Here is a 23,758-nt window from a genome sequence, read left to right as displayed (position 1 = left end):
GAGGGGATGAGCCCCCGTCCGCGGGTGTGGAGCAGTGGCGTTCCCTGTGCTCCCCGCACGCGCGGGGATGAGCCGATCTGCCTCGAAGCGCGCGTCATCGCGGTCGAATGCTCCCCGCACGCGCGGGGATGAGCCGTGGGCGGAGCGGGCCGGGGACGAGTGGCCGTGGCGCTCTCCGCCCGCGCGGGTATCAGCCCAGCGAATCCTCCAGGTGCGCAGCGAGTTCCGAGTGCTCCCCGCACACGCGGGGATACGTAACCATCACAGCGTCGCCTCGTACCCGTGGATTCGTGTCCTCAGCCCTGGTCACGGTCAGTGTGCCTCTGCCGCAGACTCATTCACGACTGGCGGTTCGACGGCAGACGCCCCCGACGACGCGGGTCCGTCTTGCTTACGGTTGTGCCCGGAAGACCGGCGCGACAGGGGGGAGTCCGTTCGGCCATGGAGGTCTGGACAAGCCGAGGCGTTCTCGAGGGTGGCACCTCAGCGAAGCTTTACAGGGGCGTATCGGCGGGCAGCGAAGCGAGGGCCTCAGCCGGGACCGGGATGAGCAAAGAGGGAGCCAGGGGCCCTGGGGTAGCAGCGGTGGCTACGTATGGGGCCTTCCGATGCTTCGGGCAGGAGGCGACGAGTATCGCGGCGGACGGTACGGAACGGGCAGGAGGAGAAGAGAATCAGCAAGCGCGCACGCGGCCGGGCTGCCGGGTGGGGCGGGCGTGGAAAACATGGTGTGACAGACAACACGTACCCCCCAGACCGGCCCGTTCACCCTATTCTCATGGCACACCGCCTGCTACGTCCGCCATCATGGGACTGTGTCCGACATCGTGCGCCGTAGTTCGTCTCGTAATGCCAAGCTGGCCAAGATTCCGCTGGGTATCGCTGGGCGGGCTGCTGTGGGGTTCGGGCGGAGGCTTGCGGGAGGGGACAAGCGGGAGATCAATGCGCAGCTGAATCAGAAGGCGGCTGAGCAGTTGTTCACCGTGTTGGGTGAACTCAAGGGTGGGGCAATGAAATTCGGGCAGGCGTTGTCGGTGATGGAGGCGGCGGTGCCCGAGCAGTTCGGGGAGCACTACCGGGAGGCGCTGACCAAGTTGCAGGCCGCCGCGCCGCCGATGCCGAGTGCGACCGTGCATCGGGTGCTCGATCAGCAGTTGGGTACGGGGTGGCGGCAGCGGTTCCGGGAGTTCGACGACACACCGGCCGCCTCGGCCAGTATCGGGCAGGTGCACAAGGCGGTGTGGTCGGATGGGCGCGAGGTCGCGGTGAAGGTGCAGTATCCGGGCGCGGACGACGCGCTGCGGGCCGATCTGAAGACGTTGAACCGGGTGTCCGGGATGCTGGCCTCTATTTTGCAGACCGGGGACGTCAAGCCGGTCCTCGCCGAGCTCACCGAGCGCATGGAGGAGGAGCTCGACTACCGCATCGAGGCGAGCAATCAGCGCGCCTTCGCCAAGGGCTACGACGGCGATCCTCGTTTCGTGGTCCCGAAGGTGGTGGCCAGCGCGCCGAAGGTGATCGTGACCGAATGGCTCGACGCCACCCCGGTCTCGGCGATCATCGCGCGCGGCAACGCCGACCCCGAGGGCACCCGCGACCTGCGTAACCATGTCGCGCTGCGGATGGCCGAATTCCACTTCTCCTCCCCCTCGAAGGTCGGCCTGCTGCACGGTGATCCGCATCCGGGCAACTTCATGCTGCTCCCGGACAAGCGCCTCGCCGTCATCGACTACGGTTCCTGCGCCCCGCTGCCCGACGGTTTCCCGCCGATCCTGGGCCGGATGGTCGCCCTCGCGGTCGAGGACCGCTACGAGGAACTGACCACCCTCATGTACGAGAACGGCTTCGTCCTGCCCGGCAAGACGGTCAGCCACCAGGAGATCGCCGACTTCCTGCGCCCGTTCGCCGACCCGATCCGCACCGAGACCTTCCACTTCACCCGCCGCTGGATGCAGCGCGTCGCGGGCAAGGCCACCGACATCGGCAGCCCGGAGATGAAGACGTCCTGGTCGCTGCAACTCCCGCCCGAACACGCCATGGTCTTCCGCGTCCTGATGGGGTCGATCGGCATCTGCGCCCAACTCGACGCCGAGGTTCCCTTCATGCGCCTGATGCAGGACTGGGTGCCGGGCTATGCGGAATACCGCAGCGCCAGTTGAGTTTTCGCCCATCCAGGAGCCGAATCAGCAAAAAGGCCGAGCCCCGCATCTGTACAAAGATGCGGGGCTCGGTCGTGTTCGCGTGCGTGCGGGGTGACCATTACGCCACGGCCACCTTGCGCGGGCGGCCGCGGGGCCGCTTGCGGGCGATGACGACACCCTGGTCGAAGATCTCCCCACCCCAGACGCCCCAGGGCTCACCGCGATCCAGCGCGGCGGCGAGACAGCCCTTGCGGATCGGGCAGCTGGCGCAGAGCGCCTTCGCCTCCTCCAGCTGGGCGGGGCTTTCGGCGAACCAGAGGTCGGGGTCGCCGACTCGGCAGGGCAGGGTGAGCGCGACTCCACGGGTGCGGGGGGTCGAGGCCACGGTCGGACGGCATGTCACGCGAGAGATGGTCGCGGTCGACACGTCTTGCTCCTTCAGCTCGTGCAGCGGTCGTTGGTTGGTCCACGAAACCGGTGCCGGTGGCTGAAGTGCCTTGAATCTCTGGCCACGGTTTCGCTTCTTGCGATCCGTGGCCAGGAGGCTGGGGGAGGTTATCCCCTACCTGAGTCGGTGACGACTCCTGATCACGGTCGCTGGGCGTGCGTTGCGGAAGCGGGCTGCCGTCGGGTGGACGACCGCCTCATCGGCGCCGATGAATGCGTCGGCATGGATCGGGTGCCAGCTCCGCATGGGCTTGTCCGTCATGACGACATACTTCGGCCCGTGCTGTTCGGTTCCGAAGATGCGTACGGCGGACAGACCGGTCCCCTGCATAGCGAGGACCCCCCGGGAGGCAGGCACACACGAATTCGCCGACGCCGCAACGCCGAACGACGCGATATTGATGATCCCGTTCATCGGTCTGCCTCCCTCCTTACTCGTATCCGTTTTCTCGGTGTGCGCGCCGGAGTGACCCGGTGCGTGAACCCCACCCTACGGGGGGCGATCACAACCGCACAACCTATTTTTCACCAGGGGTTTTGTGGTCTTGCGCGCTGCTGTGCGACCGCACTATCGCCAGCACGTCGGCACCGAACTGCCCGAGCTTCTTGGCGCCGATGCCGGGAATGGCGACCAGGGCGCGGTCGTCGGCGGGCAGTTGTTCGGCGATGGCGGTGAGCGTGGTGTCGCTGAACACGACGAAATGCGGCACCGACAACTCGTCTGCCTTCTCCCGCCGCCATTCGCGCAGCGCGTCGAGCAGGACCGGGTCGAGGTCGGCCGGGCAGCGCGAGCAGCGGCCCAGCATGGTCGACTTGGTGCCGAGCAGCGGCCGGCCGCAGATCCGGCACGTCGGATGGGCGCGCGCGGGCCCGCGCCGATCGCCGGCGGCGTGCGCGATCCGCGAGGCCGGGGAGTCCTCCGGAATGAGCCCGTTCAGAAAACGACTGCGCCGCCGCGACTTTCGGCCGCCCGCGGCCCGCGAGAGGGCCCACGACAGATGCAGATGCTCGCGCGCGCGGGTCACGCCGACGTAGAGCAACCGCCGCTCCTCCTCCAGCGCGGCCTCGTTGCTCACCGTGCCGTTGTCGCCGAGGACGTGCGCGATCGGCAGCGTGCCGTCGGCCAGCCCGACCAGGAACACCGCGTCCCATTCCAGGCCCTTGGCCGCGTGCAGCGAGGCCAGCGTGACGCCCTGCACGGTCGGCGGATGCCGGGATTCGGCGCGGCCCGCGAGTTCGCGCAGCAGGCCGGACAGGTCGAGTTCGCCGTCGTGCGTGGTCAATTCCTCGGTGAGCTGGACCAACGCCACCAGCGAGGCCCAGCGCTCGCGGGCCTGGACGCCGCTGGGTTCGGTGGCGGTGAGGCCGAGGCGGGCCAGCGCGGCGCGCACGAGGGTGACCAGTTCGGGGCCGCGGGCGTCGGGCAGATCCTCGCGGGAGGCGGTCTGGCGCAACGCCTGCACGGCCTGGCGGACCTCGGCGCGCTGGAAGAAGCCCTCGCCGCCGCGCACCTGGTACGGGATCTCGGCCTCGGTGAGCGCCTGCTCGTACGCCTCGGACTGGGCGTTGATGCGATAGAGCACCGCGATCTCCGCCGCGGGCACACCCTTGCGGATCAGCCGGGCGACGGCCTTGGCCACGGCCGCCGCCTCGGCGGGCTCGTCGTCGTATTCGGCGAACGACGGTTCGGGTCCGTCGGGGCGCTGCCCGATCAGCTGCAACCGGGTGCCCGCGATACGGCCGCGCGCGGCCCCGATCACCCGGTTGGCCAGCGAGACCACCTGCGGCGTCGAGCGATAGTCGCGTTCGAGGCGGACCACCACCGCGTCCGGGAAGCGCCGCGAGAAGTCCAGCAGGAAGCCGGGACTCGCGCCGGTGAAGGAGTAGATGGTCTGATTCGCGTCGCCGACGACGGTCAGATCGTCGCGGCCGCCGAGCCAGGCGTCGAGCACCCGCTGCTGCAACGGGGTGACGTCCTGGTACTCGTCGACCACGAAACAGCGGTAGCGGCCGCGGAACTCCTCGGCGACGGCCGGATAGTCCTCGAGCGCGGCGGCGGTGTGCAGCAGCAGATCGTCGAAATCCAGCAGCAGGCCGTCGGCGGAGGTCTTGAGCTCCTCGTATCCGGCGTAGACGTCGGCGACTTTGGTTGCGTCGTAAGGGGTTTCGCGGCGCAGCCGGGCCACGGCGGCGGCGTAGTCCTCCGGGGCCACCAGCGACGCCTTGGCCCATTCGATCTCGCTGGCCAGGTCGCGCACGCTCTCGGTGGCGGTGGACAGGCCCGTCCGGTTGGCCGCCTGCGCGACGATGGGGAACTTGCTGTCGACCAGCCGCCACGGCACGTCCCCGACGACCTGCGGCCAGAAGTAGCGCAGCTGGCGCAGCGCGGCCGCGTGAAAGGTGCGGGCCTGCACGGTATTTGCCTCGCCGCCCAGGCCCAGCGCGCGCAGCCGGGTGCGCAACTCCCCCGCCGCGCGGGCGGTGAAGGTGACGGCCAGCACCTGGTCGGCGCGGACGTGCCCGGTGGTGACCAGATGCGCGATGCGGTGGGTGATGGTGCGGGTCTTGCCCGTTCCCGCGCCCGCCAGCACGCAGACCGGCCCGCGCGGCGCCCGCACGGCGGCGGCCTGCTCGGGATCGAGTCCATCGAGCCGGACCTGGGGGGAGGAGGTCGGGGCGGGCACGTGCTCCATAATGACAGCGGGGTCCGACAACTCGCGGCCGCGCCCGTTACTGTGCGCGCATGGCCTCCGACACGCCGGACAACGACACCCTGCGGCACGAGCGGCGCGCGACCTGGATGGAGTTGTTCTTCGATCTGGTGGCGGTCGCGGGCATCGGGCAGCTCACCCATGTGCTGCACCACGGTCCGACGATCGGCGAATTCGCCCTGTACGCCCTGCTCTACCTCGCGTTCTGGATCGGCTGGGCGAGCGTGACGCTCTACGGCGACATCGCCTACGACCACATCCGCCTGCCGCTCATGTTGGCGGCCATGCTCGGGCTGGGCGTGATGGCCGCCGCCGTGCCGGGGATGCCGGATCGGCACGCGACCGCCTTCGCCGCGGTGTACGTCGTCGTGCGCATCGGGTTGTCGCAGGTGTGGGGCCGCGGGCGGATCGTGGTCGACTGGCCGAACGCGCAGCTGACCGGTGGCGTGTTGCCCTGGATCGTGTCGCTGTGGGTGCCCGAGCCCTGGAAGTTCTGGCTGTGGGCGCTGGGCCTGGCCATCGATCTGTGGGGCATGTTCGCGGTGTCCGGCGAGCGCATGATGGCCGGGGCGCAGGAGGCGTTCGACCGCCGGTTGCGCCGCTCGCACCGCTTCGAGGGCGTCGAGATCCCGAAACTGCAAGCGCTGCACGTGGATCCGGAGCATCTGGGCGAGCGGCTCGGGCTGTACGTGATCATCGTGCTGGGCGAGGGGGTCATCGGAATCATCGCCGCGATCGGCGGGGTGGCCTGGAACGCGCGCGTGCTGAGTCTGGGTTTCGGGGCGTTCGTGATCCTGACCGGACTGTGGGCGCTCACGCTGACCTACGGTTTCATCCCCCGGCTGATGAGCGGGGACACCGCTCCCGACGCGGTGCCCCGGCAGCATCTGCTCGCCGCGCACTGCCTGCTCACCGGAGCCATCGCCACCATCGCGGCCGGGCTGAGCCTGGTGCTGTCCCATCCGGACGGTCATCTCGGGGCGGGCGTGGGGTGGGCGTTGTGCGGCGGGGCGGCGGCCTACTTCCTGTTGACCGCCCTCGGCGGGGCACGCAGCCGGGACGGGTGGCGGTGGACGCTGACCTGGCCGCTGCCGGGCGCGCTGGTGGCCGTCGTGCTCGGCGCGTTCGGTCCGCGTCTGGATCCGCTGTGGCTGGTCTACGGGATCGTGCTGACGATCGGGTGGGCGCTGGGGTGGGAGTATCGGCGGACCCGGAGCTGACCCGTCATCGATCGCGTAGGCGGCGCAGCGCGGTGGCGAATTCGCCGGTGTTTCCGCCGAGCGGGGCGAAGAATTCGCGATCGCAGGTCTCCACCGCGACAATGGCGCGATTGGCCAGGGCCACACCGGCTTTCGTGGGCGCCAGCGCGCGGGCGCGGCGATCGTGCGGGTGCTCGCGGCGTTCGACCAGGTCCTTCTGTTCCAGGGCGCGCAGCACCTGGGAGGTCATCATCGGATCGGTCGCGGCCTGGGCGGCCAACTCCCGTTGCGTGACGGGCTCGCCGCCGGAGTGTTCGGCGAGCCAGGTCAGCGCGGCCAGCAGGACGAACTGCACGTGCGTGAGGTCGAACGGGGCCAGGGCCGCGCGCTGGGCGGCCTGCCACCGATGGGTCACCTGCCACAGCAGCAGGCCGGGGCTGTGGTCCGGATGGGCGAATCCCGTACGCAGCCCGGCCTTTCGGTCCGGGATCACACGCCGACCATAGCGCGGGAGATCATCCCGTAGTCGTGCTCGCTCAGTTCGACCACGCCGCGCCGCAACACGATCCCCCAGTTCGGCACGCTGGTCAGGTCGAGGTCGGCGCGCAGCGCGTCGATCGGAACCTCTTGCGCCCCAGCCCGATACGACACCGATCGCCGCCACGGCCGGAAGCAACCGCCCTGGTCCTCGGCCTGCCAGACGGGCACGTCGTCGATCGTGCCGATCGCGGTGAACGATTTGACCGGCGCGCCCGCGCGCATGCCGGTGCGCGGCGAGTAGTACACCAGCCCGTCGCCGGGGCGCATCCGCTCGACGGCGGTGCGCTTGCCGTGGTTGGCCTGGGCGATGCCGAGTTCGACACCGCGTTGGACGTGTTCTCGCGATACCACCGCGAGCCAGTACTTGGTCATGGATTTAGTATGCGCGCTTACTAAATCCAGCGCAAGGCCCGGAACAGAACTCGACGCGACGCTGTTTCACAGACCGTGACAGCTACCGACCTGACCATGTACTCCACCACCTGGTGCGGCTACTGCCGACGCCTGAAGAAGCAGCTCGACGAGGCCGGGATCAGCTACGACGAGGTCGACATCGAGCAGGACCCCGCCGCGGCCGAATTCGTCGGCAGCGTGAACGGCGGCAACCACGTGGTGCCCACCGTGAAGTATCGCGACGGGTCGACGGCCACCAATCCGAGCCTGGTCCAGGTGAAGCAGGCCCTCGCCGCGATCGCCTGATCGGCGCGAATCAGTCCGGATCCGCCCAGGATTCGATGATGGTGCGGGCGATGGAGATGGAACCGGGCAGCATCAGCCGCGCCCCCTCCGCGCCCGCGCTTCCCCATCCGCCCAGGGCCAGGGCCGCGCGCACCTCGTCGCGGGTGAACCAGTCACCCTCGGCGATCTCGCCGTCGGTGAACGTGAGCGGTTGCGCCGGATCGGCGACCGCGGCGAAGCCGAGCATGAGCGAGCGCGGCAACGGCCAGGGCTGGCTGCCGAGGTAGGTGATATCGCGCACGTCGACGCCGACCTCCTCGCGGATCTCACGTTCGACGCAGCGCTCGAGGGATTCGCCCGCCTCGACGAATCCGGCCAGCAGCGAGAACATTCCGGACGGCCACGCCTGCTGCCGGGCCAGCAGCACCCGATCGCCGCCGTCGTGGATCAGGCAGATCACCGCCGGATCGATGCGCGGGAACTCCTCGTGCCCGGCTTCGGACACCCGGGTCCATCCCGCGCTGGCGGGGTGTGTCGGGGTGCCGTCGGTGGCGCTGAAGTTGGCCTTGTCGTGCCAGTTCAGCAGGGCCAGCGCGGTGGTGAGGACACCCAGCGCCACATCGTCGAGATCCAGCGCGGTGCCGACCGCGCGCAGATCCAGCAGGGTGCCCTCGATGGTGTTGTCGCGCACCGCCCACAGGTGCACGCCCGCGTCCACGCCGAGGAACACGGCCGCCGGATCGGGTTCGGGGGCCAGTTCGAGGGCAGGTTCGAACACGATGGCCCCGCCCTCGGTGCGCACCTGGCCGCGCCGATTCATCCGCAGCACCTTGGCCTCGGGCCATCCGTCCTTCAACGCCCGCTCGTCCTTGCGCAACTCCTCGGCGCGATCGAAGGCGGAACGGGAGAGCAGGGGAATGTTCTTCAGCTGGAATCCGGGCACCCGTCGAGCGTATCGGGCGGTCTCACTTGTGCACGCGGCGGACGTAGAGCAGTTTGTCTCCGTTTTCCAAGGCGTCCACCTCGGGTTCGTCCACGCGGATCAGCGTGCCGGATCGCACCACGCCCAAGACGATGTCGCGCAGATGCCGCGGTGAGCCGCCCACCTCGTCGGACTCGACCTCGCGTTCGGCGATCGCGAATCCGGCCTCGGGCGTGAGCAGATCCTCGATCATGTCGACCACGCTGGGGGTGGTGGTCGCGATGCCGAGCAGGCGGCCCGCGGTCTCCGAGGACACGACCACCGAATCGGCGCCGGACTGCCGCAGCAGGTGGATGTTCTCCGCCTCGCGGATCGAGGCGACGATCTTGGCCTTGGGGTTGATCTCGCGCGCGGTGAGCGTCACCAGCACGGCGGTGTCGTCGCGGTTGGCGGCGATGACCACCGACGCCGCGTGCTGGACCCCGGCCAGCCGCAGCACATCGGACTGGGTGGCCGAGCCGTGCACGGTGACCAGGCCCGCGTTGGCGGCCGTCTCGAGCACGACCGGATCGGTGTCGACCACGACGATGTCACCGGCCTGCACGCCGTCGCCGAGCATCGCGTCAATGGCGGTGCGGCCCTTGGTGCCGTAGCCGACGACCACGGTGTGATTGCGCACCCTGTGCCTCCATCGCTGAATCTTGAATGCCTGCCGCGAGCGTTCGGTGAGCACCTGCAGGGTGGTGCCGACCAGGACGATCAGGAAGAGAACGCGCAGCGGCGTGATGACGATCGTGTTGATCAGCCGAGCCTGCTCGGTGACCGGGGTGATGTCGCCGTAGCCGGTGGTCGACAGCGACACCGTCGAGTAGTACGCGGCGTCGAGCAGCGTGAGTTCGGTGCCGCGATTGTCGTGGTAGCCGTCGCGACCCAGATACACCACCGCGGTGGCGGCGACCAGCAGCGCGAGCGCGAAGGCGACGCGGCGCGTCAGCGAAACCCACGGGCTGGTCTGGATTTCCGGAATGCGCAGAATTCCGACGAGGGCGTAGTCGGGGCGATCGGTCAACCGCCGCAGCCCGTGGAGCCGATCATCGAACACGTCCCGCAGCGTACCGGTCGAGCCCGGACTCGACGCGGCGGCGCGCGAATGACAGGGTGGGGGCATGACCGCCGTCACCGAACGCCGCCCCGGCCGCGCCCGGCCGCTGGCCGCCCTGCTGCTGGGAATGGGCGTGCTGCACTTCGTGATTCCCGCGCCCTTCGATTCGGTGATCCCGCGCGGGCTGCCGGGCCGCCCGCGCACCTACACCTACGCCTCGGGCGTGGCCGAACTCGGAGTGGGCACGGCCATCGCCCTGCCGCGCACCCGTCGCCTCGGCGGCTGGCTGGCGGCACTGCTGTTCATCGCGGTGTTCCCGGCGAACGTACAGATGGCCGCGGACTGGGTGAACGATCCGAAAAAGCCCCTGCCACTGAAGATCGGCACGGTACTGCGGCTGCCGTTGCAGATCCCGCTGATCGTGCAGGCGCTGCGGCTCGCGCGGGCCCGATAACTACGCCGACTCCTCCCCCAGGGGCTGCCAGTCGGGCGCAGAGCGTTACGCCGACTCCTCCTCCAGCCGGGCTGCCAACCAGCGCAAGGGGTTACGCCGATTCCCCTTCCGACGGAGGTCAACCCGGCCCGAAGGAGACGTGACCCCTCCTCCAGCGAAGGCCAACCCCGGCCCGGGGTGACGCCGACTCCTCTTCAGGCGAAGGCTGCCACCCGGGTGGGGAGGTCACGCCGACTCCTCCTCCGGCGGTTGCCAGCCGGGGGCGGAAGTGTCTATGAGGTCGGCCAATTCGTCGGGGCCGGGGAGGTTGGGTGGGGCGATGGTGCGGCCGGTGCGGACGTAGTGGAAGGCGGCGGCGGTTCGGGAGAGGGCGTCGGACTCGGGCTCGCCGGTGCGGGCGGCGACGAGGCGGGCCCAGGCCAGGCGGTAGACGGCCAGCTGCATGGCTACCGCGTTCTCCTCGGCGCGGGTGGGTTCCGCGCCGGTCTTCCAGTCGACCACGATCCAGCGGCCGTTGGGTTCGGGGAAGACGGCGTCCATGCGGCCGCGAATCAGGATGCCCGCCAACGTCGTTTCGAAGGCGACCTCGACCTCGATCGGGTTGCGGTTGGCCCATGGGGAGGACAGGAACGCCTCCTGGAGCCGGACCAGTTCGGCGTCGGCGCCGGTGGTGTCGCCCGCGCCGGGGAGTTCGTCGAAGTCCAGGAGCCGGGTCGCGCCGAACCAGCGTTGCAGCCAGGCGTGGAACGCGGTGCCGCGGCGGGTGAACGGGCTCGGCGGGAACGGCAGCGGGCGGCGCAGGCGGGCCGCGAGCTTCGCCGGATCGGCGCGCAGGTCGACCAGGGCGGTGGCCGGAAGTTGTTCGGGGAGTTGAACTTCGCGCACGGTGTCGGTCGCGGCGAAGTGCTCGGCGAGCAGGGCGTCGACGTCGGTGGCCCAGCCCTCGGGATCGTCGTCGTCGGGTTCGGACTCCGGGTCGTCGAACAAGGCGAGCTGGGTCGCGGATTCCGTTGCGGCGTCCGGTTTTTCGCGCTGTTCGGCCAGGGCTTCGCGGACCAGGTTCGCGCCCTGCTCCACCGCCGGGCGGCGTTTGCCCAGCGGGTCGCGGGGCCACTCGGCGGAGGCGGGGTTGTCGGTGAAGGGGTTGACCGCGTCGGCGGCGGGCGGGTCGGCCCAGTGGTCGACGCGGACCCCGGTGGTCGAATTCGATTCCGCCACCGCGCGTTTCAGTTCGAGGAGGAAGTCGGACGGACCCTTGGGGGTGGAGCCGGTCTCGGCCCAGTGGTGGCCGGAGACGAACAGGGCGCGTTCGGTGCGGGTGAGGGCGACGTAGAACAGGCGGCGTTCCTCGTCGACGCGGCGACGGGCGAGCGCGTCCTTGTGCTGTTTGATGGCCTGTTCGAGGTCGGTGCGGTCGTAGAGTTCGGTCAGATCCAGAACGGGCACGCCCTCGGCGGCGTCCTCGCGCTGCCGGTCGCCGCGCAGGCTCGTGGGCAGTTCGGCGAGCGCGCCGAGCCAGGTGCCCGCGGCGGTGCCGGACGGGAAGACGCCGCGCACGACGTGCGGCACGGCGACGACCTCCCACTCCAGGCCCTTGGCGGCGTGCACGGTCAGGATCTGCACGCGGTCGCGCGCCACCTCGACCTCGCCGGGTTCGAGGCCGTTCTCGACCTCCTCGGCGGCCGCGAGGAAGGCCAGCAGGCCGGGCAGGTCGGCCCGGTGGTCGGCCGCGTATCCGGCGACGACCTCGGCGAAGGCGTCCAGATGTTCGCGTCCCGCGCCGCCGCCCGCCGCGGCGCGCCGGGTCTGCGTCTCCACGCCGACACCGAGCGTGCGTTCGACGTCGGCGACGAGTTCGGGCAGCGATTGGCCGCTGCGTTCACGCAGGGCGGTCAGCTCGCGGCCCAGTTCGACGATCCGCTGATAGCCGACGTGCGAATAGCCGTCCGGCGCACCGGGATCGGCGATCGCGTCGACCAGGCCCGCCTGCTCGGCCGGTTCGGGGGCGACCGCGCGCAGCGCCTCGGTGAGGGCCGCGCCGTCGGTGATGGCGTCCGTGCGGTCGGGTGGCCGCACGATCGACAGTTCGCGGGCGCGGCGGGACAGCGCGGCGAGATCGGCGACGCCGATGCGCCAGCGGGCGCCGGTGAGGACGCGGATCGCCGCGCTGCCCGCCGACGGATCGGCGATCAACCGCAGCGTCGCCACCACATCGGCCACCTCGGGCGTGGCCAGCAACCCGCCCAGGCCGACGATCTCCACCGGCAGCCCGCGTTCGCGCAGCGCCTCCGCCAGCGGCGCGGCATCGGCGTTGCGCCGCACCAGAACCGCGGAGGTCGGCGGCGGCAGCCCCGCGTCCGCGTGCGCCTCCCACTCGGCCGCGATCCGCTCGGCGACCCAAACTCGTTCGCGCGCAACATCTTCGGCCAACGCCAGCGCGACCGTTCCGGCCCCGGCGTCCGGGCGCGGCCGCAACGGATCGACGCTCACCCCGGTGTCCCGCAGGGGTTCGGCCACCAGATTCGCCAGATCCAGCGCCTCGGGCGGATTCCGCCAACTGGTCAGCAGCGGAAGAATGGGCGCGGGAACCCCTGGGGCACTGGGGAAGTCGGTGGCGAAGCGGGGCAGATTGGCCGCCGAGGCGCCACGCCAGCCGTAGATGGACTGCATGGGGTCACCGACGGCGGTGACGGCCAGACGTTGCGACGATGTGACCTCGTCGTCCGAAAACCCCTGCCGCTCCGATGATTCGGCCCCCTGGCCGCCATCGACGGGCTCGGCATCCTGCGAGCTCGGGTCTTGTTGCGCCCCATCGAGATCGCCGAACAACGCGGCGAGCAGGATGCGTTGGGCGTGGCCGGTGTCCTGGTATTCGTCGAGTAGGACCAGGCGGAAGCGGAGGCGTTCGGCGCGGCCGACCTCGGGGTGTTCGGCGGCGAGGCGGGCGGCGAGCGACATCTGGGAGCCGAAGTCGAGGGCGCCGCGGCGGCGCAGTTCCTCGGCGAGGCGGCGGACCAGGGGGAGCAGGGCGACGCGTTCGCGTTGGGCGTTGACGATGTTCTGGAGGTCCTGGTTGGGGCCGCCGCGTTGGCGGGGGCCCGCGGGCAGGGTGAAGACCAGTTTCTCCAGTTCGATGTGGGCCTCGGCGAGTTGTTCGGGTTCCACCAGATGTTCGGCGAGCTGGCCGGACAACGCCAGGACGGCCTCGGTGACCGAGACCGGGCCGCGGTCGGTGTCGAGGTCGCCGTCCCAGCCGGTGACCACGCGATGGGCCAGCTGCCACAGCTGGGTCTCGGTGAGCAGCGTCGCGTTCGGCTCCACCGGCAGCAGCAGGCCGTGTTCGGACAGCAGGCGACCGGCGTAGGAGTGGTAGGTGCCGATCTCCGGTTCGGACCCGGCGAGCAGGCCGCGCAGCCGCCCGCTCGGATCGAGTTCGCGGACCAGCGGCGCGCCCGCCAGCCGCGCGAGGCGGGTGCGGATGCGAGTCGTCAACTGCTGCGCGGCTTTTCGCGTGAAGGTCAGGCCGAGCACCTGATCGGGGGTGACCAGGCCGTTGGCGACCATCCAGACCACGCGCGCGGCCATGGTCTCGGTCTTGCCCGCGCCCGCGCCCGCGACCACCAGCGTCGGTCCGGGCGGGGCCGCGATGACGGCCGCCTGCTCGTCGGTCGGCGGCGGTAGGCCCAACGCCTCCGCCAGCTGCCACGGGGTGACCCTCATGCCGCACTCACGTGTCGGTCACCTGGCGGCCCGAATCCTGTACGGGACAACTACCGGATACGGCACAGTGCCGGCAGCCGTCGTTGCGCATGGCCAGATAGCTCGGGCCGCGGGTCGCGGCGGCCGCGTCGTGAATCGTGTTGCGCCACTGTTCGATTCCCTCGTCGTCGAGGGCCGACTGCACGCGCTGGGTGGCGCCCTCCTTGGCATTGGGTTTGGCGACGTAGACCAGCCGGGCGCCGCCGGGTTCGGCGTCGGCCGAGCCGTCGTCCAGGGCGCCCGCGGCGGCGGCGACCTGGTAGGTGGCGAGCTGGGCGTGGTCCTGGGCGGCCTGTTTGGAGATGGGGGTCTTGGCGGTCTTCACGTCGACGATCACGAAGCGGCCGAACGCGTCTCGCTCCACCCGGTCGACGCGGCCGCGGATGCGCACCGGGGGTTCGCCGGGGCCGCGGCCGGGCAGCAGGCAGTCGACCGGGACCTCCACGCCCAGCTGGGTGAGTTCGGCGCGGGTGTTGCGCAGCCAGGCCAGGAACGTGTCGAGCATGGTTTCGGTACGGCGCAGGTCCTGACGGGAGTGCCAGCTGCGCGGGCCCTCGTCGGTGGCGGTGGGGTCGATGGCCTTCCACGCGCGGACCAGGGCGGCCTTCACCTGGGCCTCGGTCACCTGACCGGCGAGCGCCTGGACCAGGGTGTGCACGAGATTGCCCTTGACGGCGTGCGGGTTGTCGCCATTGTCGCCGCCGTGACGTTCGAGGGCCCAGCGCAGGGGGCAGGTGCTGAGCAGTTCGACGGTGGAGGGGGACAGGGCGATCGGGCCCTGGTCGTCGCCCCACAGGGGCAGTTGGGAGCTGAGGTCGGCGGTGCCGTACCAGTCGTCGGGGTGGGCGCCGCGGACACCGGCGTCGGCCAGGCGGGCGAGTTGGCGGGCGGCGCGTTCGCGGCGTTCGGGGGAATCCTCGGGATCGCAGACCACGCCGCGCAATTCGGCGATGAGGGCCTGCAACACCAGCGCCCGGCCCGGGTCGACCGGCGCCGGGATGCGTCCCGCCTCACCCGGGGTGGCCTCGGGATCGAGTTCGGCGAGGAAGCGGGAGGGGACGAGATCCCGGTCGCCGCTGACGGATTCGACGGCGGTCACCAGCAGCGAGTTCCGGGCGCGGCCGCAGGCCAACAGCAGCAGGCGGCGTTCCTCGGCGAGGATCGGGGCCGCGCGGCTGACCCGCTCGCCCGAATCCGACACGCCCGCAACGAGATCCACCAGATCCTCGACGCCGAGCAGGGTGCCGCGCGGGCGCAGGTTGGGCCAGATGCCCTCTTGCACACCGGCTACCGCGACGACGTCCCATTCCCGTCCGGCGGCCGCGTGCGCGCTCACGATCGCGACCGCCTCCCCCGGATCGGTCAGCGGCGCCGAATCCTGCGGAATCTCTTGCTGTTCCAGATATTCCACGAAGCTCTCGATGGTCGCGCCCGGCAGCCGATCCACATACGCCGCCGCCGCGTCGAACAATCCCACCGCCGCGTCCAGATCCCGATCCGCCTGCATCCCCACCGCTCCCCCGCGCTCGGACTGCCCCACCCACCGCTTCTCGAGATTCGACCCCGTCCACACCGCCCACAACACATCCTCCACCCCCGCCCCCCGCCGCATCGCCCGCCGCCCCCGCCCCACGGCCTTCAACACCCGCCGCAACGGCGCCCCCTCCACCTCACTCAACCCCTCCAACACCGTCGAATCCCCCACCCCCACAATCAAATCCCGCAAAACCTCCGCCGAAGACCGATCCACATCCCCCACATCCCACCCCAACTCCTCATCCACCACACTCCGCCGCCGCCCGTCACCGCCCGCGTCCTGACCCCGGTACGGCAGCTCATCCCCTTCACCAACCGGCCCACCATCCTCCAGCCCCAGCGGCTCCGCCCCCCCGCCCTCGAATTCCCCGCGCCCCTCGTCCGACGCCCTTCCAACCTCGGCCGCGATTTCCCCCCGCGCCTCGGCCGTTGCGCCCCCTCGCGCTGCCGTCCCCTCGTGTCCTTCGACCGCGGTCTCCCCTTGGCCCCCAGACGAACTCCCGCCTTGCCCCCCGGCCGACTCCCCCGGCCCCTCCAACAACATCTCGCCTCGGCCCACGGGCGACACCTGCCCGTAGTCGTCATGCGTCATCGCGGTACCCACGGGCGGCAGCTCCGCAGTGCCCTCGGGCGGCCTCTGCCCACGTCCTTCGGGCGGCATCGTCCCCTGCCCTTCGGGCGACATCTCCCCCTGCCCCTTGGACGGCGTCTCCACCTCACCCTCGGATAGCGTCCCCTCACCCTCGGACGGCGTCCCCTCACCCTCGGACGGCGTCTCACCCTGCCCCTCGGACGACACCTCCCCCTGTCCCTCGCCGCCGAAGGCGCGAGGGTCCGTCCCGTACCTCGCACGCGTGAGGAGGGTGCGGCGGATGCCGCGGCGGAGGCGGCGGAGGGTGATCTGGTCGGCGCCGCCGAGGGGGCCGGTGAGGAGGTCGAGGGCGTCGTCGGGGGTGAAGAGGGTGGGGGTGCGGTCGGCGGCGAGGAGGGCGCGGAGGGAGAGGAGGAGCCAGGTGGCGCCGCGGCGGCGGGCCAGGGGGACATCGGGTTTCGGTTGCAGGACGGGGACTCCGGCGGCGAGGAGGGCGCGGCGGAGGGGGGCCAGGGAGAGGGGGACCGAGCGGACGATGACGGCCATGCGGGACCAGGGGGTGCCGTCGGAGAGGTGCGCGCGGCGGAGGTGGTCGGCGATGAGGGCCGCCTCCTTGGCGGGGGTGGTGAGGACGCGGACGCGAACATCGCCGGGGAGATCGGTCGTGGTCGCGGGGTCGCGCGGATCGAAGCGGTGCGGGGCGCTGCCGGGCATGCGGGCGGCGATGCGGGCGACAGCGTCGTGGACCGCGACGGCGGAACGGCGGTTGTCGCGCAGGACGATGCGGCGATCGGCGGGCGCGTCGAGGTCGGCGAGGAAGCGCGGCTCCGCGCCGCGGAAGGTGAACACCGCCTGGTCCGGATCGCCCGCCACCACGGTCACGGCCCCGCCCGCGCCCACGGCCCGAATCAGTTGCGCCGCAAGCGGATCCAGATGCTGGGCGTCGTCGACGAGCAGATAGCGGATCCGGGCGCGCTCCCCGTCGAGCAGATCCGGATCCAGCGCCAGCGCGTCGAGGGCCGCGCCGACCAACTCCGCCGCGTCCAAGGCGGGCGCGGTCGCCTCGGGCGCCTCGATCCCCACCGACCAGCGCAACAGCATGGCCTGCTCGTACCGCTCCAGGAAACGCCCGGCCGCCTCCCATTCCGGGCGTTCGTGCAGGCGGCCCCATTCGACCAGATCCTCCGGGCCCAGGCCGCGTTCGGTGGCGCGCAGCATGAGATCGCGCAATTGCTCGGCGAATCCGAGTGTGCCCAACGCGGGCTGTAACCGCTGCGGCCACAAATCATCCGCTCCGGCGGCGATATCGATCAGCTCGCCGCGCAGCATCTCGCGCAGCACCACATCCTGTTCCGCGCCGGTCAACAACCGGGGCGGCGGGTTGCCGTGCGCGGCGGCGTGCGCGCGCAGGATCGCGAAGGCGTAGGAGTGCACGGTGCGCACCAACGGTTCCCGGGTCGCGCCCGGCACGCCACCGAGCTGACGACCCACGGCATTGCGCACCCGCAGCGCCGCACCCTTCGAATGGGTCAGGACCAGCACCGATTCCGGGTCGGCGCCCTCGGCGATCCGATCGGCCGCGACATCGGTCAACAGTGCGGTCTTTCCCGTACCCGGCCCGCCCAGCACCTGCCACGGCCGCCACCCGGGATCGGGCCCCCCGCAGGCGAACAGCGTCCGGACATCGGCGCCCCACTCCCGCAGGCGGGGCCCCGTCTCACCGCGGCGCACCAGTCGCACCGCGCTATCCGATCGCATCACGGCGGCTATTTCAACAGACACCCCCGACAAAAATGTATACCGACCCCTCCCCGCGTGTCGCTCCCCTCGAAAGTGGCCGTTCTGTGATAGGGAGCCCACATCGAGCGAATGGCGCCGGAAAGCTATTCCCGAATTCGAACATACTTTCGATATACGGGGGGAGGTGTGGCTCGTCGGGCTCTCTCCGCTCCCGACACGCCGACCGACGACGCGCGGAGTGAGGGCGACACGCCGCTTCGTAAGCTCTGCGCGTGATACAGGCGACCCCAAGGGAATCGACGCGTCCCACGATCCGAATGCGGTCGCGAGCCGACGGCCGCACGACCCGCGCGAATCACGTTGCGGTCGTTGCTGACTCGAAGCTGACGGCGCTGTCGACCACGCGGCGGCCAGCGATCGAGCATCGCCCGGCGGTTGCCGAACGGCTCGTGCGTCGACGCGCGATCACCACGGGCTCGACCGCGCGGCGACGAGGCGAGACGATGTGTGCGTACCGGGAGAGCGCGCTCCTCGACGGCACCGCCACGGCCGTCCGTCCGCTCGAGCGCCGCGACCGCTCCGACGTGCAGAGGGGGGAGAACCGATGCGGGTGCTGATCGTCGGCGCGGGAATCGCCGGTCTCACAACGGCTCTGAGCCTGCACGCCGTCGGGATCGAGGCGACCGTGGTCGACGGCGTCACCGCGCTGCGGCCGCTCGGCGTCGGCATCAATCTGCTGCCGCACGCGACCGCCGCGCTGTCCGATCTCGGGCTCGGCGACCGGCTCGCCGAGAGCGGTATCGCCACCGCCGAGGTCATCCACCTCGACCGATTCGGAAACGAGATCTGGCGGGAGCCAAGGGGTTTGCGCGCCGGGCACCGGTGCCCGCAGTACTCGATCCACCGTGGTGAGTTGCAGGCGATCCTGCTCGGCGCGGTGCGTTCCCGCCTGGGCTCGGGTGCCGTGCGGACCGGGCTGCGGTTCGTCGCGGCGGAATCCGACGGCACCGGGGTGCGGGTGCGGCTGCGCGATCGAGAAGCCGACGCGGAGACCGACTTACGCGCGGATCTGGTGGTCGGCGCGGACGGTCTGCACTCGGCGGTGCGGGCGGGACTGTATCCCGACGAGGGAGCGCCGCTGTGGAACGGAATACGCATGTGGCGAGGGACGACGCTCACTCGCCCCCTACTGGCTGGCGAATCCATGGTTATCGCGGGCAGTAATCACGCCGCGAAGCTCGTGCTCTATCCGATTTCGGCGGCGGCGCGGCGGATCGGGCGGTCGCTGGTCAACTGGGTGGCCGAGGTGCGGACCGACGATCCGGGACGCAGTGCGGCCGATTGGAATCGGGTCGGGTGCCTCGCGGATGTGGCGCCGCACTATCGCGGGTGGCGGGTGGCCGGGTTCGATGTCGAGGAGTTGATGGCGGGCAGCGAGCGGATCCTCGAGTATCCGATGGTCGATCGGGATCCGTTGCCGCGCTGGACCTTCGGGCGGATCACCCTGGTCGGGGACGCGGCTCATCCGATGTATCCGATCGGGTCGAACGGCGGTTCGCAGGCCGTCATCGATTCGCGGGTCCTCGCGCGCGAGCTGGCCCGCGACCCCGAGCGCGGCGCGGCGGCCTACGACGCGCTGCGCCGGGGGTTGGTGAACACGCTGGTGCTGGCGAATCGCGACATGCCCATGGATCATGTGCTGCGCCTGGTGGCCGAGCGCGCGCCGACGGGGTTCCGGCGGATCGAGGACGTCCTGGGCCGGGACGAGTTGCGCGCCATCACCGACGGGTATCGCCGCACCAGCATCCGCTGACCGTGCGCGGCGGGCCGCGACCTGGGCACAATGGGCGCATGACCGACCTCACCGTCCACCGCTTCGGCCCGGCCGACGGGCCGCTCGTCCTCGCCCTGCACGGCCTGACCGGACACGGTCGGCGCTGGGCGTCGCTGGCCACCGAGCATCTGCCCGACGTGCGGGTTCTCGCTCCCGATCTGCGCGGGCACGGCGGTTCGACGGCCGTGCCGCCGTGGACGCTCGAGGCCGTCGCCGACGATGCGGCCGCATTGCTCGACGAGGAACCGGCGGTGGTGGTCGGACATTCGTTCGGCGGGGCGGCCGGGATCCATCTCGCGCGGCGTCATCCCGAATTGGTGAAGGCGCTGGTGCTGCTCGATCCGGCGGTCGGGTTGGATCGGGACTTCCTGCTCGAGGTCGCGGAGAGCACCCTCGCGCGGCCGGACTATCCCGATGTCGAGACCGCCCGGCTCGACAAACTCGAAAGCGCTTGGGCGGATGTGGAACCCAGGCTGTTGGACGCGGAACTCGCCGAGCATCTGGTGGCCACGAGCGAGGGCCGGGTGGCGTGGCGGATGAGCCTGCCCGCCATCGTCGCGTATTGGGGTCAGCTCGGGCGCGAGATCGTGTTGCCGCCCAAGGATCTGCCGACCGTTCTGGTGCACGCGCTGAAGTCGACCATCGTCACCCCGCGGCTGCGCGCCACCCTCACCGAGCATCTCGGCGACCACCTCGTCGTGCACGAATTCGACTGCGATCACATGGTGGCCCAGGCCCGTCCCGCCGAGACCGCGGCCGTCATCCGCTCGGTGCTCTGAATGGCGACCACCGACGCCGAGATCGAACGCGTCCGCGAACTGGTCGCCGCCATCCCACCCGGCCGCGTCGCCACCTATGGCGACATCGCCGCCGCCGCGGGCCTCTCCACCCCCCGCACCGTCGGCTGGATCATGCGCACCGACTCCGCCGACCTCCCCTGGCACCGCGTCCTCCGTGCCGACGGCACCCCCGCCCGGCATCTCCACACGCGCCAACTCCAACGCCTGGCCGAGGAAGGCTGCCCCCTCCGCGGCGACCGAGTAGACCTCACCCTCGCCCGCCACCACTTCCCGATCTCCGGTCCCTCCGTCTGACCCGCCCGATTCCTCCCGTACGGCAACCCAATCCGCACCCCTTATTCAAATCCGCACCCGTTGTAGAGCGCTGAAAAGGGTGCGGATCCAAATAAAGGGTGCGACTCGGGTTGCCGTACCTCTCCGGGGTGGGGCAGCTCTCGCCGCACCCTTTGTTGGGAGCCGCACCCGTTGTAGAGCCCTGGAGAGGGTGCGGATTCGAATAAGGGGTGCGGCTGGGGTGGCGTGCCTTGGGTTGGTTGGCGTATGTCGGGGTGGGTGGGGGGGTTACGGTGGGGTATGGGCACTCGGTTGGGGCGGGTGGGGTTCGAGGTGGGGTGGGCTCGGGGGGTGGCGGGGTTTTGGGCGGAGTTGTTGGGGTGGGTGGTTGTGGTGGAGCGGGGTGGGGTGGTGGAGGTGGTGGCGCCGGATGCGGAGGGGTTCGAGGTGGGGTTGTGGTTCGGGGAGGGGGTGGGGGTGAAGGTGGGGAAGAATCGGATTCATTTGGATTTGGCCAGTCGGTCGGTGGAACATCAACGGGGGCTGGTGGATCGGGCGTTGGGGTTGGGGGCGCGGCGGGTCGATATCGGGCAGGGGGAGGTGCCGTGGGAGGTGATGGCGGATCCGGAGGGGAACGAGTTCTGTGTGCTGGAGCCGCGGGAGCAGTATGTCGATACGGGGGCGGTGGCGGCGATCGTGGTCGATGCGCGGGATCCGGGGCGGTCGGCGCGGTTCTGGTCGGCGGTGTCGGGGTGGCCGGTGATGCACGATTCGGGGGAGTTCAGCGGGATTCGGTCGGCGACCGGGCAGGGGCCGTGGGTGGAATTCCTGCGGTCGGCGGGTGGGGAGCGGGGACGGGTGCGGCTGGATGTGCTGTGCTCGGGGGCGGAGGATGTGGATCGGCTGTGCGCGGCGGGCGCGAAACCGTTGGGGCACAGCGCTTTCGGCGATGCCGCCATGGCGCTGGCCGATCCGGACGCCTACGAATTCGGGCTGTTGCGTGCGCGATCGGACTGACCGCATCGCCTACGATCGGGCCATGATCAACCTGCGGGGTGACGGCTCGTGAGCACCGTCGACGCGATCGTGCTCGCGGGCGGGCGGGCGACCCGGATGGGCGGGGTCGACAAACCCGCGATCGTGGTCGGCGGGCGGTCGATGCTCGAGGCGGCGCTCGACGCGGTGGCGGGAGCGGCGCGCACGGTGGTGGTCGGTCCGCAGCGACCCGAATTGCCCCCGGCGATCCGGCAGGTGCAGGAGGTGCCCGCCGGGGCGGGACCGGTGGCGGCGATCGCGGCGGGGCTCGGGGTACTGGAGGAGTGCGACTTTCCTACGGAACTGGTCGTGGTGCTCGCGGCGGATATGCCGTTCCTGAGCGCCGAGGCCGTCGACGAGTTGGTGCGCGGCGCGGAGGAGTCCGGGGCGGCGGCGGTGTTCGCGGCCGACGAGTCCGGGCGGCCGCAGTATCTGGTCGGGGTGTGGCGGCGGGCGGCGCTGCTGGACGGTCTCGCCGGACTGGATTCGGTGGTGAATCAGCCGATGAAGGCGCTGGTGCCGGTGGACACGATCATGGTGACGCTGCCGGGGGTCGCGGACTGCGATACCGCCGACGATGTGCGTAAGGCGCGCGCCCGGGTCGCGCCACTGTCGCTCGAGGAGGCGCGAAACAGTCTGCGGCGCAATCTCTCTCGTCTGCCGATCCACACATCGGCCGTCAGGACAGCACGGGGCGCGACCCTGGCCGCGCCGCTGCTCGCCGCCGAGGCGTTGCCGCGATTCGATGTGTCGGCGATGGACGGGTACGCCGTGGCGGGCGCGGGGCCGTGGCGGCTGCGGCACGACATCGGGTTCGCGGGTGGGCAGCGGCCGGTCGGGCTGGCGGACGGGGAGGCGGTGCGGATCGCCACCGGGGCGCATGTGCCGGAGGGGACGACAAGCGTTGTGCGCGACGAGTTCTCGCGGATCGACGAGTCGGGAGTGTTGACTCGGCTGCCGGATACGCCGGTGCGGGACGACGTGCGCGGGCGCGGGGAGGATTGGGAGCCGGGCGATCTCATTGCCGAGACCGGGACTCCGGTGACGACGGCTCTGGTCTCGACGGCCGTCGCGGCCGAGGTGTCGTCGCTCGAGGTGCGGGGGCCTATCAAGGCGCGAATCGTTATGACGGGGGACGAGATTCGCAGCGAGGGACCGCTGCGTACCGGGCAGACGCGGGACTCGATCGGGCCGGTATTGCCGGATCTGTTGGCGCGGTGGGGTATTCAAGTTCTCGATCGAGTTCACCTGCGCGACACCGCCACCGGCTTCGATGAGGTCCTCGCCGTTGCCGCCGATTGCGATCTCCTCGTCATCGTGGGCGCCACCGGGGGCGGGGCGGCCGACCAGCTCCGCGATGCTCTCGATCGGACCACCGCCCGGACCCTCGTCCCCCGCCTGCGCCTCCGTCCGGGCGGCTCGACCGTGGTCGCCGAAACCACCGCCGCCACAACCATTCTCGGCCTTCCCGGCAACCCCTTCGCCGCGATAGCCACCCTGCTGGCCCTCACTCCGGCCATTATCGAGGGCCGCACGGACCGCTCCCCCGCCCGGCCGGTGGTCGGGCCGCTCGTCAATGCCTCGGAGATCAGCGGGCCCGTCGCCCGCATCGTTCCCGCCCGAGCCCAGCCCGGAGGCGGGTGGATCGGCGATCCGAGCGTTCGCACGGCTCATTTGGCCGGGTTGATCGATCGGGACGGGCTCGTCGTGGTTCCGCCGGATGCCGAGGATGGGGCGCTGGTGGAATTCCTCCCGCTGCCCAGCTGAGCGTGCGGGCGGTCCTCGGCATTCGGCCTGGGGGCCGAATGCCGAGGAACAAGGACCCAGTTTGGGGCCGAGTACCGAAACCAAGGAAGAGACTCCGAGGCTGGGCCGAGAACCTAGACCCGGAGAGGCGGCTTGGCCGGGAGCGGCCGGGAGGCCCTATGGAAAAGGCGAAGGCGAGACGCTGACGCATGTGGCTGAGCGTCGGGGCGATGTCGGGAACGAGGCCCA

The 23,758-nt window shown here is 70.8% G+C and carries 18 protein-coding genes and 1 CRISPR repeat array (1 of these 19 running past the window's edge); of the genes, 9 read left to right on the top strand and 9 right to left on the bottom strand.

What is annotated here, in order from left to right:
• Positions 1-197: direct repeats of the CRISPR family, unit length 26 nt; unit sequence GCTCCCCGCACGCGCGGGGATGAGCC (it extends 626 nt beyond the left edge of the window).
• Between the two features lie 618 nt (positions 198-815).
• Positions 816-2,159, top strand: coding sequence for an ABC1 kinase family protein (locus tag ACFYTQ_RS22720; RefSeq protein ID WP_387364194.1), 1,344 nt, complete (start codon positions 816-818; stop codon positions 2,157-2,159).
• 100 nt (positions 2,160-2,259) lie between these two features.
• Here the strand turns inward: ACFYTQ_RS22720 and ACFYTQ_RS22715 are convergent, their stop codons facing one another.
• The 3 genes from ACFYTQ_RS22715 to ACFYTQ_RS22705 form a co-directional block, all read right to left on the bottom strand.
• Positions 2,260-2,568 (bottom strand): WhiB family transcriptional regulator, encoded by a 309-nt coding sequence (locus tag ACFYTQ_RS22715; protein ID WP_387364191.1) that lies wholly within the window; start codon positions 2,566-2,568, stop codon positions 2,260-2,262.
• Positions 2,569-2,703: 135 nt separating this feature from the next.
• Entirely contained in the window at positions 2,704-3,003 is a 300-nt protein-coding gene (locus tag ACFYTQ_RS22710; RefSeq protein WP_387364189.1) for a hypothetical protein, read from the bottom strand.
• Between the two features lie 103 nt (positions 3,004-3,106).
• Complete coding sequence (locus ACFYTQ_RS22705; protein ID WP_387364186.1) at positions 3,107-5,281, bottom strand: ATP-dependent DNA helicase UvrD2; 2,175 nt, start codon at positions 5,279-5,281, stop codon at positions 3,107-3,109.
• A 50-nt stretch (positions 5,282-5,331) separates the two neighbouring features.
• Here ACFYTQ_RS22705 and ACFYTQ_RS22700 point away from each other — a divergent pair, with 50 nt between their 5' ends.
• Entirely contained in the window at positions 5,332-6,519 is a 1,188-nt protein-coding gene (locus ACFYTQ_RS22700) for a low temperature requirement protein A (protein WP_387364183.1), read from the top strand.
• Positions 6,520-6,523: 4 nt separating this feature from the next.
• On the opposite strand, the gene ACFYTQ_RS22695 is transcribed toward ACFYTQ_RS22700, so the two are convergent.
• Positions 6,524-6,991, bottom strand: coding sequence for a MarR family winged helix-turn-helix transcriptional regulator (locus ACFYTQ_RS22695; RefSeq protein WP_387364180.1), 468 nt, complete (start codon positions 6,989-6,991; stop codon positions 6,524-6,526).
• The gene (locus tag ACFYTQ_RS22690) at positions 6,988-7,410 is read right to left on the bottom strand and encodes an EVE domain-containing protein (RefSeq protein WP_387364177.1); all 423 of its coding nucleotides are present in this window, start codon (positions 7,408-7,410) and stop codon (positions 6,988-6,990) included. The genes ACFYTQ_RS22695 and ACFYTQ_RS22690 overlap by 4 nt, the downstream gene beginning before the upstream one ends.
• 75 nt (positions 7,411-7,485) lie before the next feature.
• Here ACFYTQ_RS22690 and ACFYTQ_RS22685 point away from each other — a divergent pair, with 75 nt between their 5' ends.
• Positions 7,486-7,737 (top strand): mycoredoxin, encoded by a 252-nt coding sequence (locus ACFYTQ_RS22685; RefSeq protein WP_387364174.1) that lies wholly within the window; start codon positions 7,486-7,488, stop codon positions 7,735-7,737.
• A gap of 10 nt (positions 7,738-7,747) precedes the next feature.
• Here ACFYTQ_RS22685 and nudC read toward each other — a convergent pair whose 3' ends face one another.
• Positions 7,748-8,659 carry an NAD(+) diphosphatase gene (nudC, locus tag ACFYTQ_RS22680; protein WP_387364171.1) on the bottom strand — a complete coding sequence of 304 codons (912 nt, stop codon included), beginning with the start codon at positions 8,657-8,659 and terminating at the stop codon, positions 7,748-7,750.
• Positions 8,660-8,681: 22 nt separating this feature from the next.
• The gene (locus ACFYTQ_RS22675; protein WP_387364168.1) at positions 8,682-9,740 is read right to left on the bottom strand and encodes a potassium channel family protein; all 1,059 of its coding nucleotides are present in this window, start codon (positions 9,738-9,740) and stop codon (positions 8,682-8,684) included.
• A 64-nt stretch (positions 9,741-9,804) separates the two neighbouring features.
• On the opposite strand from ACFYTQ_RS22675, the gene ACFYTQ_RS22670 reads away from it, so the two are divergent.
• Positions 9,805-10,194 carry a hypothetical protein gene (locus ACFYTQ_RS22670; RefSeq protein ID WP_387364164.1) on the top strand — a complete coding sequence of 130 codons (390 nt, stop codon included), beginning with the start codon at positions 9,805-9,807 and terminating at the stop codon, positions 10,192-10,194.
• Between the two features lie 225 nt (positions 10,195-10,419).
• On the opposite strand, the gene ACFYTQ_RS22665 is transcribed toward ACFYTQ_RS22670, so the two are convergent.
• Together ACFYTQ_RS22665 and ACFYTQ_RS22660 are read right to left on the bottom strand one after the other, a co-directional pair.
• Positions 10,420-13,914: an ATP-dependent helicase gene (locus ACFYTQ_RS22665; protein ID WP_387364161.1), complete on the bottom strand. Its 3,495-nt coding sequence runs from the start codon at positions 13,912-13,914 to the stop codon at positions 10,420-10,422.
• 7 nt (positions 13,915-13,921) lie between these two features.
• Positions 13,922-17,839: a PD-(D/E)XK nuclease family protein gene (locus ACFYTQ_RS22660; protein ID WP_387364292.1), complete on the bottom strand. Its 3,918-nt coding sequence runs from the start codon at positions 17,837-17,839 to the stop codon at positions 13,922-13,924.
• Between the two features lie 586 nt (positions 17,840-18,425).
• Between ACFYTQ_RS22660 and ACFYTQ_RS22655 the strand changes: the two genes are divergently transcribed.
• From ACFYTQ_RS22655 to ACFYTQ_RS22635, 5 genes are all read left to right on the top strand, one after another.
• Positions 18,426-19,634 (top strand): flavin-dependent oxidoreductase, encoded by a 1,209-nt coding sequence (locus ACFYTQ_RS22655; protein ID WP_387364158.1) that lies wholly within the window; start codon positions 18,426-18,428, stop codon positions 19,632-19,634.
• 38 nt (positions 19,635-19,672) lie between these two features.
• Positions 19,673-20,434: an alpha/beta fold hydrolase gene (locus ACFYTQ_RS22650; RefSeq protein WP_387364155.1), complete on the top strand. Its 762-nt coding sequence runs from the start codon at positions 19,673-19,675 to the stop codon at positions 20,432-20,434.
• Complete coding sequence (locus ACFYTQ_RS22645; protein ID WP_387364152.1) at positions 20,435-20,749, top strand: MGMT family protein; 315 nt, start codon at positions 20,435-20,437, stop codon at positions 20,747-20,749.
• A 279-nt stretch (positions 20,750-21,028) separates the two neighbouring features.
• Complete coding sequence (locus ACFYTQ_RS22640) at positions 21,029-21,745, top strand: VOC family protein (protein ID WP_387364149.1); 717 nt, start codon at positions 21,029-21,031, stop codon at positions 21,743-21,745.
• 48 nt (positions 21,746-21,793) lie between these two features.
• Positions 21,794-23,530, top strand: coding sequence for an NTP transferase domain-containing protein (locus ACFYTQ_RS22635; RefSeq protein WP_387364148.1), 1,737 nt, complete (start codon positions 21,794-21,796; stop codon positions 23,528-23,530).
• The last annotated feature ends 228 nt before the right edge of the window (positions 23,531-23,758 follow it).

The organism is Nocardia sp. NPDC004068 (assembly GCF_042874315.1).
In the GTDB taxonomy this organism is placed as follows: Bacteria; Actinomycetota; Actinomycetes; order Mycobacteriales; family Mycobacteriaceae; genus Nocardia.
This window is presented reverse-complemented; position numbering and strand designations above follow the sequence as displayed.